9 protein-coding genes and 1 pseudogene are annotated in these 15,865 nt (G+C 32.9%); 2 read left to right on the top strand and 8 right to left on the bottom strand.

What is annotated here, in order from left to right; translation table 11 throughout:
- Positions 1 to 152: 152 nt before the first annotated feature.
- From RMN97_RS10640 to RMN97_RS10615, 6 genes are all read right to left on the bottom strand, one after another.
- Positions 153 to 740: a sigma-70 family RNA polymerase sigma factor gene (locus tag RMN97_RS10640; protein ID WP_309614499.1), complete on the bottom strand. Its 588-nt coding sequence runs from the start codon at positions 738 to 740 to the stop codon at positions 153 to 155.
- 183 nt (positions 741 to 923) lie between these two features.
- Entirely contained in the window at positions 924 to 1,685 is a 762-nt protein-coding gene (locus tag RMN97_RS10635) for a glycoside hydrolase family 16 protein (RefSeq protein WP_309614498.1), read from the bottom strand.
- Positions 1,686 to 1,804: 119 nt separating this feature from the next.
- A complete protein-coding gene (locus tag RMN97_RS10630; RefSeq protein WP_309614497.1) occupies positions 1,805 to 3,457 on the bottom strand; it encodes a glycoside hydrolase family 16 protein in 1,653 nt (550 codons plus the stop codon).
- A gap of 11 nt (positions 3,458 to 3,468) precedes the next feature.
- Positions 3,469 to 5,019, bottom strand: coding sequence for a hypothetical protein (locus RMN97_RS10625; protein WP_309614496.1), 1,551 nt, complete (start codon positions 5,017 to 5,019; stop codon positions 3,469 to 3,471).
- Positions 5,020 to 5,030: 11 nt separating this feature from the next.
- A complete protein-coding gene (locus RMN97_RS10620) occupies positions 5,031 to 6,506 on the bottom strand; it encodes a RagB/SusD family nutrient uptake outer membrane protein (protein WP_309614495.1) in 1,476 nt (491 codons plus the stop codon).
- Between the two features lie 11 nt (positions 6,507 to 6,517).
- Positions 6,518 to 9,565: a TonB-dependent receptor gene (locus tag RMN97_RS10615; RefSeq protein ID WP_309614494.1), complete on the bottom strand. Its 3,048-nt coding sequence runs from the start codon at positions 9,563 to 9,565 to the stop codon at positions 6,518 to 6,520.
- A 770-nt stretch (positions 9,566 to 10,335) separates the two neighbouring features.
- On the opposite strand from RMN97_RS10615, the gene uvrA reads away from it, so the two are divergent.
- Positions 10,336 to 13,158, top strand: a complete 2,823-nt coding sequence (gene uvrA, locus RMN97_RS10610; protein ID WP_309614493.1) for an excinuclease ABC subunit UvrA — start codon at positions 10,336 to 10,338, stop codon at positions 13,156 to 13,158.
- Positions 13,159 to 13,208: 50 nt separating this feature from the next.
- On the opposite strand, the gene RMN97_RS10605 is transcribed toward uvrA, so the two are convergent.
- Entirely contained in the window at positions 13,209 to 14,396 is a 1,188-nt protein-coding gene (locus RMN97_RS10605; RefSeq protein WP_309614492.1) for a M28 family peptidase, read from the bottom strand.
- A gap of 293 nt (positions 14,397 to 14,689) precedes the next feature.
- Between RMN97_RS10605 and RMN97_RS10600 the strand changes: the two genes are divergently transcribed.
- Complete coding sequence (locus RMN97_RS10600; RefSeq protein WP_309614491.1) at positions 14,690 to 15,316, top strand: hypothetical protein; 627 nt, start codon at positions 14,690 to 14,692, stop codon at positions 15,314 to 15,316.
- A 97-nt stretch (positions 15,317 to 15,413) separates the two neighbouring features.
- Here RMN97_RS10600 and RMN97_RS10595 read toward each other — a convergent pair.
- Positions 15,414 to 15,865, bottom strand: a pseudogene (locus RMN97_RS10595) (MFS transporter); the annotation flags it as partial.

The raw sequence follows: 15,865 nt of genomic DNA, 5'->3' as shown, positions 1-15,865 counted from the left end.
TGCACAAGAATATTGTAGGATTAAACGAATAGTTTCATTTTTAGGTAACATTTTTTTTGGTGCTAATTTTCTTTTTGAGTAAAGTTTTGCCATACAAAAATTAAATTGGTTTAGTTGATACTATAATAACGCAAAAAAGTATATTTTATTATTTAAGAAGGTAAATAAATTTTATTTTTTTCTATAACCTTTCTTAAATTAGTAATAGCATAACGCATTCTTCCAAGGGTAGTATTTACGCTAACCCCAGTAAAATCAGCAATTTCCTTAAAGCTCATGTCCGAATAATAACGCATCATAATCACTTCTTTTTGATCATGTGGCAGCTTTTCAATTATCATTTTTAAATCAATATCTACTTGACTTTTGATTAATTTTTTTTCTACATCAAGAGAATTGTCTTTTATATTTGAAAAAATAGAAAATTCTTCAGTGTCCCTTTTTAGAGGCATTTTTTTATCATTACGGAATTTATCCACTATCAGATTACTAGCAATACGCAAAACCCATGATAGAAATTTACCTTCCTCATTATAGTATTTTTTAGTTTTAAGTGTGTGAATAACTTTGAAGAAAGTTTCTTGAAAAATATCTTCTGTTAAGTCTCTATCAGAAACTTTAGAAAATATATAACCGTAAATTCGGGATTGGTGTCTGTCAATTAATAAAGCAAGAGAATTCTCATCGCCAGCGATGTAGTTATTTACCAATATAGCATCGGAAAGATTTGATTTTACCATAATATTACTTTTTAGTAAGGGTTAAAAAGAGATTTTTTAATCTAAAAAGTAATTTTTTGTATAGGCAAATGCGATTTGAGAGTTATTTATTAGTCAAATTTAACATATTTTTAATTTAAAAAACAAATTAAATTAAAAAAAACGATAAAAAAAGTTAAAAAACTATAAAAAGACTCTAAATTATTATTGATAGACGCGTATATAATCAATCAAAAATTCTTGAGGGAAAGCAGAATCGTCAATTATATTTCCACCAAAATTTCCACCAACAGCTACATTTATGATAAAATAAAAGGGTTGGTTGTAAGGCCATATGTTATCATTTTTAACAACTGGTGAAAAAACATAGACTGAAAGATTATCTACAAAGAATTCGATTTTATCTTTTGTCCAATCCATGGCGTATATATGAAAGCCATTCTCTATTCCTTGAATTTTGGTTTTTTTAGTATTAATAGTATTTCCATGACTATCTTGAGTATGCAATGATGTAAATATTATATTAGGTTCACGACCTACATATTCTAATATATCTATTTCACCACATTTTGGCCATCCTACTGTTGAAAAATTTGAACCAAGCATCCAAAATGCAGGCCATATTCCCTTACCAAATGGGATCTTAGCACGTACTTCCATAAGACCATATGTAAATTCCTTTTTTTTCGCAGTAGTTATTCTTGTGGAAGTATATTTTTCTCCTTCTTTCTTTATATCAATCTTTAGATATCCATCATGAATATTATGGTTAGTCTTTGTATATAGTTGCTTTTCATTATTCCCCCAGCCACAAATATTGGGACAACCATCTCCTAGTTCGAAATTCCAATCATCTTCGTTAAGAGTTTTGTTACCAAAATTTTCCTCCCATACCAATTTTCGATTTGATACTTGAGCTGCACAAAAATTAACAATAAGTATAGAAAGTAGCATACTATATTTCATAAAAGTTTGTTTAATATTTTACTGTTGTTTGTGATTTTTTAAAAGGCTAACAAAAAAGAAGGTTAAATAAAATTTAACCTTCTATCAATTGATCTACTAAAAAAAGTATGTAAAAAACATTATTGATATACTCTAACATAATCAACTTCCAAAGTTGATTGAACAAATGCCGGATCAATAGTGCCTCCAAAAGTTCCTCCCATTGCTACATTCATTATCAAAAAAAAGTCGCTATTAAATGGTAAGGAATTTGAATTTGCAACTGAATGATACAACACATTATCAACATAAAACTTAATAGATGTAGGTGTCCAAATAGCTTTATAAATATGGAATTCTGTAGAAGCATTTGAAATTGTGGTAGAATTAGTATTTCCGGCACCAGGGGAAACTGCGGGATAATGTAGCGTTCCATGAATAACATTTGGTGTGTTACCTCTGTGTTCCATTACATCAATTTCTCCACAAGCTGGCCAAATATTTGTTGCATAATTTTGTCCTAATGCCCATAATGCTGGCCATGTTCCTCCGCCGGTTGGCATTTTTGCCCTAAACTCTATTTTACCATAAGTAAATTCAAATTTATTTTCTGATTTTAGTCTTGCAGAGGTATAGCTTGATCCGCCTAAAGATTGCACTTTAGCAGTAATTCTTAAATTACCTCCAGAAACAGTAACGTTATCAGAACTATTGGTGTAGAATTGAGCTTCACCATTACCCCAACCACCATTACCTAAATCATAACCCCATTTTGAAGAATCTGGAGCTCCATCTGTGTTAAACTCATCTGAGAAAACCAAGTTTGTGTAATCTGTAACTGGATCTTGTGTTGGAGGTGATGTTGAAAAAATATGATACCAAGCTAAAGCTGGATTTCCGCCCATAACTGCTCTAACGACCATTCTATTAGCTGTAATTGATAAGATTTCATAAGAACTTTGTCCAATATAATAGCCCATAAATCCACCGTCAGAAATGTTTAACATTGTTCCTCTTGTTTGACCAGGAACATTATTAGCTACCACTACTGATTCAGATGGACTTAATGAAATAGTTTTAACACCACTTGTATCATAACTATAGCAAAAATCATAACCTACAGTTCCACCAACTACACCTTGAAAAGCTGTATTAAAAAAAGTTTGCCCACCATTGTCTAATTGAAACTTTAGTTGATCTCCATCTAAAGAGAAAGTCATTATATTTTCATATAAGCAGCTACTATCAGGTGAACCAGCTTTTTCAAATGGAGCAGCTTGATAATAGTTAGCATAATAATTTTTAGTGGCATCACTGTCGTTTTGACCAACTCCTAAATGTCCAGGTTCTGCCGCAGCCCAATACCATCTTTTTCCTGTTACTGTTCCTCCTGTTAAAAATTGTACAGCTTCATTATCTGCAAAATCACTTCTAACTTGAACATCTAATGTGGTATTTGTTGTTATTCCTCCTCTTCCAGATGCAATTACAGTAACAGTATAAGTATTAACTCCTGTTTGCGTAAAACGCTTCTCATAAATACCACTGGGAGAATTGGCTGATGTACCATCGCTAAAGATATATTTATAGGAAATAGCATTATCTGCTGTTGCTGTAAATTTTACCATTCCTGAACCATCTCCATCAGGATTTTCAGCATTTTGCCCAACAATATCAACAATAACATTTAGATTTGTTGGTGTATTCAATTCACCAAATGTTTTGTCATCTTCTTGACAACCGACCATAACAAATAAGGTCAGAATTGTAAGTATGTTAATTATTTTTTTCATGTTTATTTTTTTTAATTGGATTGTCTAATGTCATCAAAATAATATGAGGTTCCAGTTCCCGGATTACCAAAATTGAAGAAGACAACTACTCGTTGATAATTATTTGCATTGTTAATTCCAGTAAAATTATAGGTTAGTTCTTCCCAACCATTAGCAACTGTAGTTGTAGCATCAAGTTCAGTATTGATAGAAGAGTTAGCGAAGTTTTCAAGTTTAAGTTTTACAATTATACCAGCTTGTGGTGACCAAACTTTTATTTTTATTTTTTGTTGAGTTGCAAAATTAATCGGGCTACTTAATTCAATAAAAGAACCAGCCCATACTTGAGCACCGCTCCCTTTTACCAATTTACCAACTTTAGTACTGGTGTTAATTCCAGAAGCATCAGGGTTATTTGCAACTGTTGCTGTAGCTCCTCCAAAATCGGTAAAACTATAAGTTAATGTTGTAGACTGGAATGTCAATGGCAATACCAATTGTTCTGCTCCAGTAATCAACTGAATATCATCAAAATAATAATTTAACCCTGTTCCATTATTCCCAAAATTGTAAAATATAACAACTCTTTGATAATTATTTGCATTATTAATACCTGTAAAATCAAATACTAAATCCTCCCATGAATTAGCAACAGTATTGGTAACATCAACTTCTGTATTGATGCTTGGGTTGCTTAAATTTTCCAACTTCATTTTAACCACAATTCCAGCTTGTGGAGACCATGATTTTATTTTTATTTTTTGCATAGTTGAAAAATCAATTGGCACTCCTAATTCTAAAAATGAACCTGCCCAAACTTCTGAGCCATTGCTTTTATTTAATCTGGCTACTTTAGCACTTCCGTTCGAAGCACTAACGTCAGGATTATTAACAACTGTAGAATTGGCTCCACCAAAATTGGTGAAAGCATAATTTAATGTGGCTGATTCAAAATCTACTGGTAATAAAATTGGATTTGAAATAATTACATCTTCTAAATATTCTATTGTTGCAGCTCCTCCACTTAAAGCAACAACACGAACTTGATATGTACCAGTGTTTGCATAAGTATGAGTTACCGTTTCGCCTTGCATAAAATCAACTGGAGTTTCTCCGGGAGTTTCTCCATAGTAAACTTGAAAATAGGCTTCTAAATTTGCTGATGCTTGGACCGTTATTGACATATTATCGCCAGGAACATGAGCAATTGTTACTGCTAAATTAGTTGGAGGTAAAAATGAAACAGTTAATTCTTGTAAAACTTCAGATTTAAGACCGTTTACTGTCATCCCAACAATTCTAACCTGAAATACTCCTTCAGCATATATATGTTCAACCGAACTGCCAGGATTCAGATAGGCAGGTTCAACTGTTCCATCACCAAAATAGACTTCATAACGTGTTACTCCTTCTCCTCTTGGCAAAATAGTCACTTTTCCAGAATTATCTTGTTTGATTGTCGTCAAAGCTGATAATCCGGTTGGTGCTGTAACATCATCTAAATTGACATTACCATTATCCTCTGAACACCCAAAAATGGTAGTCAAAAAGGCAATACTTATTAATACAATAATTTTTTTCATATTTTTTATTTTTAATATACTGGATTTTGTTGCCAATTATTATTAGAAAACTGAATTTCTTCAATAGGAATTGGAAATAATTCATTTTTACCCGAAGTAAAATTAGGTATAGCTTGAGCAGCTTTTCCTGTTCTCACTAAGTCAAAAAACCTATGGCCTTCTCCCATTAATTCTACTCTTCTTTCTGCTAAGATAAAATCTGTTAATGCAGCACCCGAAGTACTGATGTCATGATTTGTATCTCCAAAAGCTCTTCTTCTAACTTGATTTAAATACAATCTAGCTTTAGCATCATCAATTCCACCACGATTATTTGCTTCTGCTGCCATCAATAATACATCTGCATAGCGAATAGCTCTATAATTATTTGGATTGGTCAAGTTTTGATCTCCTATATTTAAATCACCTTGACGTGGAAGGTATTTTCTATTGAAAAAACCAGTGTGTTTATATCCTGTCCCATAAGTTGCATTATTAGCAGCTGCCCATGTTACAATATTTAATATAGCAACGTCTCTACGATTATCACCTACCTCAAAGGCATCATAGGCTTGTTGTGTTGGTACATTAAAACTATAGCCAGAGTCAAATACTGGTCCTGCATAATTTCTAATTCCATTGAAACCAACTGCTACATTACCTTCACTACATTGAAGACAACCAAAACTTGCTCCTTCTCCATCAGTATATTGCACTTCAAAAACAGATTCAACATTATTTTCATTATTATTTTCAAAAATGTTATTGTAATTTGGAACTAATGAATAATTATTTGATGTTATTAAGGTTTCTAAAACATTGGCAGAATCAACAAACTTGTTTTCATACAAATATGCTTTCCCTAATAATGCTTGAGCTGCGCCCTTAGTAGCTCTTCCTGTTTGAGGAGCAACAGCACTTAAATTATCAATAGCATATATCAAGTCACTTTCAATGGAAGCATATACATCGGCAACAGAAGAGCGAGGAATTGATTTCTCATCTCCTAATTTGAATCTAAAATCACCTTTCATCGGAATTCCGCCAAACCATTTTACTAATTCAAATTGATAATATGCTCTCAAAAAACGCGCTTCTGCAATAACTTGATTTTTGCCTTCAAAATCAGTTTTGTCCTTAAATTCTAAAATATAATTGGCTCGGTTCACACCAGCAAACATCCAATTCCAAAGATCTCTTAAATTACTATTGGTGGAAGTATGGGTCATTTCGTCTACTTGCTGAAAACCAATTACATCATTGGCACTTTCGCCACCCGAGAGAGTATTGTCTGACGCAATTTCGCCTAACAGCACATTAACATATGATGCCTGAAGTAAATCGTAAGCAGCAATTAAAGCTTGATTATAATCGGCTTCTGAATTAAAATAGTTTTCTGAGTCTATCGAATAAACAGGATCTCTATCTACAAAACTATCTGAGCAAGAAACACTAATAGTTGCAAAAACTACTATCGCAATAACTGCTTTAAAAATTCTATTTTTCATGTTTCTAAATTTTAAAAATTAATATTAAGTCCAACTATATAAGTTCTTGGCGTTGGATAAAATCCATAATCAATTCCACCACCTATTGGCGAACCGCTTGATGCAGAAGGATCAAATCCTCTATACTTTGTGAAAGTATATAAATTATTTACTGATGTGTAAAGTCTCAACTTTGTAATACCTATTTTTTCAGAAAACTTGTTATTTAAAGTGTAACCTAATTGAACATTTTGAATACGTAAAAAAGACGCATCTTCTACAAAATAATCTGAAAAAACGTTGTTTGAAGAAGCAGCTGTAGTTACTCTAGGAACTGTATTACTTGTACCTTCTCCTGTCCATCTTCCCAAAACATAATTTAATTTATTAACGTCAGATAAAGCTCTTTCATAATTTCTTACCATATCGTTTCCAATAGATGCAAATGCATATGTTACAAAATCAAAACCTTTGTAATTTAAACTTAAATTGAAACCCATTGTTAGATCCGGAATTGGGTCACCAATATTAGTTCTATCGCTAGCATTAATTACACCGTCATTGTTTAAATCTTTAAAACGAATATCTCCCGGAACTGCATTAGCACCCAAAGCTATTTGTGATGGATGAGCGTCTACTTCCGCTTGGTTTTGAAAAATTCCATCGGTTTGATAGCCATAGAAGAATCCTAATGGTTGTCCTGCTTCCATTCTTGAAGGTGCTAATTGACCAACACCAAAAGCACCGCCTTCTAAAAATCCTGTACTATTATTTACTGATAATACTTCGTTTTTTATAGTAGTTATATTGTATCCCAAAGAAAATCTAAAATTATCAGATACCGTTTGTTTATAGTTAAATGAAAATTCTAAACCGCTATTTCTAACAGAACCAGCATTGATAGTTGGCGAACCTGATCCCGGTGCATAAACTCCAGTTATTCCTGAAACAGGAATATTGCCAATTAACAATTTATCTCTAGTATCGATGAAATAGTCAATTACCGTTTCTAATTTGTTGTTTAAAAAATTAGCATCTAAACCAACATCAAATTTTTTAGCTTCTTCCCATTGCAATTTTGGGTTTGGCAAAACACCAACTGCAGTTCCATTGACAATACTACCATTGAAAACATAAGTTCCTTCTCCACTTAATGAACCCACATAACCATTGTTCCGAATTTGGTCGTTTCCTAAAATACCATAACTAGCTCTTAATTTTAAGAAGTTAAAATATTTAGATTTTTTGAAGAAACTTTCATCGGATATTTTCCAACCTGCGGTAATTGATGGAAAAATGGCTACTCTATTATCTGGGCCAAATTTTGTAGAGGCATCTCTTCTTATGGCAAGTGATAGTAAATACTTTTCTTTAAAATCATATTCTAATCTTCCAAAATAGGACAACCTTCTTTCATCATAGGCATACGAACCGACATCTCTACCGCCATTTGGGCTTGTACCTATGGCTAAAGCTATATCTGCATTTTCCCATATGTTATTAGGAACATCAAATCCTGTAGCAAAAAGACCATTACCATATTCTTTGTAGACTGTGGTACCAATAGTTGCCTTAAAATTATGATTCTCTAAAAATTTATGTTTGTATTCAGCGAAAAAGTCAAATGTATAATTATTGTCTTCAATGGTGTTTTGAGAAACACTATTTCTAGTTACATCAAAGACTTTACCACCATAGCTAACAGCCTTGGCAAATGTCTTACCTCTACTATTAGAAGAATTGAAACCCATTCTACCGGTAAACTTTAAATCTTTAACAACATTGTAATCAACAGAAAAAGTTCCACTTAATTTTTTTAACTTATAATCATTATATGTATTATCTACTTGGGCTAATGGATTGATTACTTCAATACCAAATCCTGGAGAACTTGGAACTAAAGTATAATCTCCATTAGTATCATAAACAGGTAATGTTGATGGGGTATTGATTGCGTTAAATAAAACAGAACCAAGTCCACTATCATTAACTGCATCTCTGTCAATGTAAGTATATATTATGTTGGTTTGCAATTTGAATTTATCAGATAAATCAGCATTCAAACCTAAACGAGCGGTATTTCTTTTGAAATCAGATTTTGCACCTCCAATAATTCCTTCTTGATATAAATCGGATGCACTGAAGGTATAAGATATTTTATCAGAACCACCCATTATTGAAAAATCATGATTAACAACTGGGGCTTTACTAAAAACTTTATTTTGCCAATCTGTTCCTTTACCCAATCCACTAACATTAGGATAAGGCAATGCTTGACCACCGTTTGCATAACTTTCATTTAATAGAAGTGCGTATTCAGTAGCATTTAATAATGATAATTTTCTAGTAGTTTCTTGCATTCCCGAATAAGTATTATACGAAACCTTTGTCATTGAATTTCTTTTGCCAGTTTTAGTAGTAATTAATAAAACACCATTGGCGCCAATAGTACCATATATAGCCGCTTGCGCATCTTTCAAAACCGTTATTGACTCAACATCATCGGGATTTAAAAGACTTAAATCACCTTGATAACCATCGATAATGGCTAATGGAGCATTATTTCCATTAGTAGCTATTCCTCTAATACGAATATCTAATCCTGCTCCAGGCGCACCTGATTGTTGTGTTATAGTGACACCAGAAACAGTTCCTTGTAAAGCTTGTTCAACTTTGAAAGGCTTTAACTCCTCAATAGTTTTAGCTGATACTACACTAACCGCTCCAGTCACATCTTGTTTCTTCTTACTACCATATCCAATAACGATAACTTCATTTAGTTTGTTACTTTCTTCAGTAAGTTTAATGGATAATGTTTCGTTTTTGTATACCTTAATTTCATAGTCTTTATAACCTACATAACTAAATACAACTGATGATCCAGTTGGAATTTTAGTTAACTTAAATTTTCCGTCAAAATCTGTTGATGTAGACAAATTTTGGCTTTTGACAGATACATTAACGCCAGGCAAAGGACTTCCTGTTGTAGCATCGATAACTGTTCCGCTTACTTCATACACTTGCGAAAAAGCAAAGGAGGAAAAAAGCATGAAAACAATCAGTAATAGTTTTGATTTCATAATAAATTGGTTTTAGTGGTATAAAAGTATATTTCTACACCATTACTTTCTTAAAAAGAACCACAACAAAAAATATACATCACAAAGAAAACATTGTATATTTTTGAATTCTATGAATAAACACCGTATTCATAGTAATTCTCTAGTAGTTAAATGCTAAAAAAATGTAAAAAGTTTAATTAAAATAAGGAACGCAAACGATGTTGTTGAGGTATTGTATAGGTTAACTGTAAAGTTTTCTACAAACTATATAGAAAGAATGTACTCAACAAGTCCTTGTTCGTTTGTTAAATCAATTTTTTACGCAAATGATATCGTTTATTCTCAATACTTCGTACTGTTATGTAAAGTAATGGTAAAATCTCTTTTGAAGATAAATTAAGTCTAAGGTAGGCAAATAACCTTAAATCGTTTGGTGTTAAAGAGGAATGTGCAAGCTTTAGTTTTTTTTAAAAAATCTTTATCTCCGCTATCAAATGCTTCTTTAAAAACATTCCAAGAATCTTCTTCATTAATGTTTTTATTTATAATAGTAATTACTGATTTTAGGCTATGATTTCCTTCTTCAGAGGTTTTCTTTAAATCATTTTTTATTAATGTCTATACTCAAATAAGAGTTTTACAAAAAAAAGAAGAAAAAATTATATTAAACACATAAAAAAGCTTAAAATTTATGCAATTGAAATACATAAACCTATATGATTTGAGGATAGACTATATGTAGAAATGAATCACGAAATGATTAACTTTGCACTCATTCCCTTTTTACTATGAAGAGTACAGAAATTGCAACACTAGAACCCAAAAAAAACATTCTTATCAAAGGCGCTCAAATTCACAATCTAAAGAATTTGGATGTTGTCATTCCACGCAACGAATTAGTTGTCATCACCGGACTTTCAGGTTCGGGAAAATCGAGTTTGGCATTTGATACACTCTATGCCGAAGGCCAACGTCGCTATGTGGAAAGTTTATCATCCTACGCACGTCAATTTTTGGGAAGATTAGACAAACCAAAAGTGGAATATATTAAAGGAATTGCTCCGGCAATTGCTATTGAACAAAAAGTTAATACGACCAATGCACGTTCTACGGTTGGAACTTCTACCGAAATTTATGATTATTTAAAACTGCTTTTTGCCCGAATTGGTAAAACCTTTTCTCCAGTTTCGGGAAATGAAGTAAAAAAGGACACCGTTACCGATGTTATTGCTCATGTTAAAACGTTTGCTTTAGAGAGCAAATGGTTGCTCCTATCTCCAATTCATTTGGAACAAGGAAGACAATTGGAAGACAAACTAAAAGTACTGTTACAACAAGGTTTTGCCCGAATATTGGTCAATAATGAAATGGTGCGTTTAGACGACATCTCTCCCGAAGTTTCGGGATCGCTCGATGTGACAAAAATGCACGAATTAGATAATAAAGACATTCTTTTAATTATAGACCGAATCGTAGTTAAAGAGGAAGAAGAATTCTTTAATCGATTGGCAGATGCTACGCAAACTGCTTTTTTTGAAGGCAAAGGCGTTTGTTATCTTCAGGATTTAGCAACTAATAATCGCTTAACTTTTAGTTCTAATTTTGAACTCGATGGCATTACATTTTTAGAACCAAACATCCATCTTTTTAGTTTTAATAACCCTTATGGCGCATGTCCAACGTGCGAAGGTTATGGCAATATCATTGGCATTGATGATGAATTAGTGATTCCAAACACAGCGCTTTCTGTTTTTGAAAATGCTATATTCCCGTGGCGTGGCGAAAGCATGAGCTGGTATCGTGACCAATTGGTAAACAACGCTTATAAATTTGATTTTCCGATACACAAACCATATTTTGAATTAACCGACGAGCAAAAAGATTTGATTTGGAAAGGCAACAGCTATTTTACAGGATTGAATGATTTCTTTAAAGAATTAGAAGAGAAAAATTATAAAATTCAGAATCGTGTTATGCTATCGCGATATCGTGGTAAAACAAAATGTACAACATGCAAAGGCAAGCGCTTGCGAAAAGAAGCTAACTATATATCCGTCGGCGAAAAGACCATTTCGGAGTTAGTTGATTTATCAATCAAGCGATTAATTCCTTTTTTTAATGAGCTTACACTTTCAGAATATGATCAAAAAGTAGCCAAACGATTGTTGTTAGAAATCAATAACCGATTGGCATTTTTGAGTGATGTTGGTTTGGATTATCTTACTTTAAATAGAAATTCGGCAACACTTTCCGGAGGTGAATCACAGCGTATTAATTTGGCTACTTCGCTTGGAAGCAGTTTGGTGGGTTCGATGTATATTCTCGATGAACCAAGTATCGGTTTGCATCCAAAAGATACAGAACGTTTGATCAAAGTATTGAAAAACCTTCGTGATTTGGGCAATACTGTAATTGTGGTTGAGCATGACGAAGATATTATGAAAGCTGCTGACAGAATTATTGATATTGGTCCAGAAGCCGGAACTTTTGGTGGTGAATTAGTTGCAGAAGGTAACTTTGCTGAAATCCTTCAAGCTGATTCTTTAACAGCAAAGTATTTAAACGGACAATTAGAAATTTCAGTTCCGAAAAAAAGAAGGAAATCTAACAATTTCATTGCGATAAAAGGCGCTCGCGAAAACAATCTTCAAAATGTTGATGTTGCTTTTCCATTAGAAAGCCTAACAGTTATTACTGGAGTTTCCGGAAGTGGAAAAAGTACCTTGGTAAAGAAAATACTTTTTCCTGCCATGCAAAAGAAACTAGAAGGCATTGGAGACAAAGCCGGACAATTCTCAGAATTATCAGGAAGCTATTCACATATAAGACACATCGAATACGTTGACCAAAATCCAATTGGAAGAAGTTCACGATCGAATCCTGTGACTTATATCAAAGCCTATGATGATATTCGAGATTTATATGCCAAAGAAAAACTATCTAAAGTTCGTGGTTATCAAGCCAAACATTTCTCTTTTAATGTTGATGGCGGACGGTGCGAAACCTGCAAAGGTGAAGGTTCTATAAATGTAGAGATGGTTTTTATGGCCGATGTTTCTTTACCTTGCGAAACTTGTGGCGGAAAACGTTTCAAAAAAGAAGTCCTGGAAGTAGCCTTTGAAGGTAAAAACATTGATGATATTTTAACAATGACTATTGATGATGCCATTGCTTTTTTTGCCGAAAACAAACAAACAAAAATCACTCAAAAACTGCAACCACTGCAAGATGTTGGTTTGGGATATGTGCAATTGGGGCAATCCTCGTCTACTCTTTCTGGCGGTGAAGCACAACGAATTAAACTGGCTTCGTTTTTAGTAAAAGGTGTTACCAAAGAAAAAGCATTATTTGTTTTTGACGAACCAACGACAGGTTTGCATTTTCATGATATTAAAAAATTGTTAGCGTCATTCGATGCATTAATTGAAAAAGGACATTCAATTATTGTTATTGAGCACAATCTGGATTTGATAAAATGTGCCGATTGGATTATCGATTTAGGTCCGGAAGGTGGGGAAAATGGCGGCCAACTTTTAGCAGTAGGAACGCCGGAAGAAATTGTAAAAAACAAAAAGTCCGTTACCGGATATTATTTAAAGGATAAGCTATAAAACAAAAAGTACCGAATGCATCGAGACTTTTTTATATCTTAAAAATTATGTTATTCTACAATAATTTTTTTTGTAATTCTTTTATTTGAAGTTTGCAAAACTGCTAAGTACATTCCTTTAGATAAACCATCTAAAGAAACTGTCTCTATTAAATGTGCGTTTTCGACGTGTTTATTAATAACAATTTTTCCTTGCAAATCAATTAAGGAAAAAGAATACTCCGTATCAATAATGTTACCTAAATTGATATTCAAAACATCCGTGGTTGGACATGGAAAGAAACTCACTTGGTTATCACTTTGAAATTGGTCGTTTCCCAAGGCTGATGTTGCAGCTACCGCAAAATGCATTGTTGCGCCAATTGTAGCTTTGGCAACATTATAATTATAAACCGGATCCATATAGATTAACAAATCCGTATTAGTGTGTTTATGGGTTGTTTCATTGGTTTCAAAAAGCCCAGTTATAATTTCATTATTGCTTTGAAACGACATATAATCAGAAGCATAGGCATAAGATAGTTGTGTGTTTAAAGGAGAATATAATTCGACACAAGTCATCAATTGGTTAGTCATAATACTTGATTGTGCATTATTGGTAGAAGGAGAATTATTAGTGTCTCTTTCACAAGTTATCGTATTGTTATTCAAACCTGCAACACCACCAACTTCATCTAAATTTAACACCAAACGAATATTCATTTTTGGAGTAGTTGCGTTTACGATGGCACTCACATAATGCTGACTACCTTTTAAACCATCTTCTTCCCCACTGAAATTGATAAATTTAATCGAATATTCTGTTGGTATATTTTGCAACAATCTGGCAGTTTCCAAAATAGAAACTAAACCACTTCCATTATCATTAGTTCCTGTGCCACCAATAGAATCATAATGACCACAAACAATTACATACGTATTTGGATAAACTTTACCAACTTTGGTAACAATAAGATTTTTACAAATAGCCGTTGAACCATTATAAGTATAAGAGTCTTCCACAATTTGATTTGCGGTATAACCGAATTGAAGGTATTTGCTTTTTAACCAATCTAAAGTGTTTTGCAAAGAAGTTGTTCCTCTTCTTTTTAATCCTAAAGATTCATAGGCTGTTAAATTGTTGGTAATATTGGTTTGGGAGCATTGTTCTACTATTGAACCATAATAAGGAATATATTCTTGACCAAAACTTTTAGTAGCTAATAAAAAAAAGAAAAATGAAAGTAGTAGGTTTTTCATTGATACTATGATAATGATTGTTTGTTTCTGCTTTTAAATTGACAACAAATGTACTGAAAAAATGCAACTATTAATTAGCTGTATACTTTAATTTGGAAATAAAACCAGCTATTACATTTTTAAAATACTGAATATCTACAAGTTAATTTATATTAATCAAACCTTAAGAATTCTGTTTGGCGTTTTGGCACACCAATTGAAATGTGCTAATCAACAAAGGAATTTGTTCAAAAAAGCTGAATCCCGAAGTTTCGGGAAAAAGAGCAAAATTATTAACTCAAACAAGTATGATTATGAAAAAAATTACCCTTTTAGTAGCTAGCATTTTACTGGTTGGAAGTGTAGCGAATGCATCAGAAATCAAAAAATCTGGTGAAGAAAAAAGAACGAGATTTAGCTTTGATGAGCCAATCTCATTTATGGAACGAGGCATTGAGTTTTTCGTTTTTCCAAATGGAGAATTTGATTTTAACACTCGTCCGGAAGACAGCGAAGGCGACTATTTTTATAAAACCGCCGGAAAAAGAGGAACTACAGTTCAGGCAAGAGGACCAATAAATTATGGTACTCGAATTGAGCATGATAGTTTTGGTAGAGTAAGACGAATTGGTAACACGTTTATCAATTATGACAGCAGAGATAGAGTAAATCGCATTGGAAGTGTTTACATGAGATATAATCGATTTGCTTTAACACAAATTGGTGGAATGAGAATCGTTTACAACAGAAGAGGAGAAATCGTTGATACTGTTGGACGTATCAAAGGTTACAGTAACTCTGGATACGCTTACAACTACAACAATCATTATGAAGATGATAATTACACAGCGTCAAACTATAATGATAATGACAGCGATTACTACTATTACAAAGCTGATGGTACAAAAGCAAAAGTTGAAGACGATAAAGAAAGAAAATAAGTTAGGTTAGTTTAAGATTGATTGGTTAGGTTTTGATGAAAAAATCCCGCAAAGTTGAAAGACGATGCGGGATTTTTGATTTCATATATTTAGAAGATTAGTGACTTCCACTAACTTTTTTATCAAAATCGATGCCTTGACTTTTTAATATACCACTCACTTTCCATGCATAGAAAGCTAAATAAGCAAAACAAAAAACGCCAACAATATAACTTACATGAATATTACTCATATCAGCAATATAACCTTGCAACCAGCTCACAATTCCACCACCCATAATCATCATAATTAAGAAACTACTTCCTTGACTAGTGTGTTTTCCCAATCCGCTAATTGCCAATGTAAAAATACAAGGCCACAAGGTGCTACAGAACAAACCAACACTGGTAAAAGCGTAAACACTTATCATTCCATCGGTAGCCATTCCAGTAAGCAACGCTAAAATTCCCAATCCAGAAAATATCAATAACATTCTAGCTGGATTTCCTTTACTAGCAATATCTGCAAAAATTAAAACTAAAATGATTAACGCATAAACATAAAAAGGTG

This window comes from Flavobacterium sp., assembly GCF_031381455.1.
Classification (GTDB): domain Bacteria; phylum Bacteroidota; class Bacteroidia; order Flavobacteriales; family Flavobacteriaceae; genus Flavobacterium.
This window is presented reverse-complemented; position numbering and strand designations above follow the sequence as displayed.

Excerpts from the sequence above, each read along its gene's own strand:
- RMN97_RS10640 (WP_309614499.1), bottom strand. The coding sequence starts at position 740 with ATGGTAAAATCAAATCTTTCCGATGCTATATTGGTAAATAACTACATC.
- RMN97_RS10635 (WP_309614498.1), bottom strand. The coding sequence starts at position 1,685 with ATGAAATATAGTATGCTACTTTCTATACTTATTGTTAATTTTTGTGCA.
- RMN97_RS10630 (WP_309614497.1), bottom strand. The coding sequence starts at position 3,457 with ATGAAAAAAATAATTAACATACTTACAATTCTGACCTTATTTGTTATG.
- RMN97_RS10625 (WP_309614496.1), bottom strand. The coding sequence starts at position 5,019 with ATGAAAAAAATTATTGTATTAATAAGTATTGCCTTTTTGACTACCATT.
- RMN97_RS10620 (WP_309614495.1), bottom strand. The coding sequence starts at position 6,506 with ATGAAAAATAGAATTTTTAAAGCAGTTATTGCGATAGTAGTTTTTGCA.
- RMN97_RS10615 (WP_309614494.1), bottom strand. The coding sequence starts at position 9,565 with ATGAAATCAAAACTATTACTGATTGTTTTCATGCTTTTTTCCTCCTTT.
- uvrA (WP_309614493.1), top strand. The coding sequence starts at position 10,336 with ATGAAGAGTACAGAAATTGCAACACTAGAACCCAAAAAAAACATTCTT.
- RMN97_RS10605 (WP_309614492.1), bottom strand. The coding sequence starts at position 14,396 with ATGAAAAACCTACTACTTTCATTTTTCTTTTTTTTATTAGCTACTAAA.
- RMN97_RS10600 (WP_309614491.1), top strand. The coding sequence starts at position 14,690 with ATGAAAAAAATTACCCTTTTAGTAGCTAGCATTTTACTGGTTGGAAGT.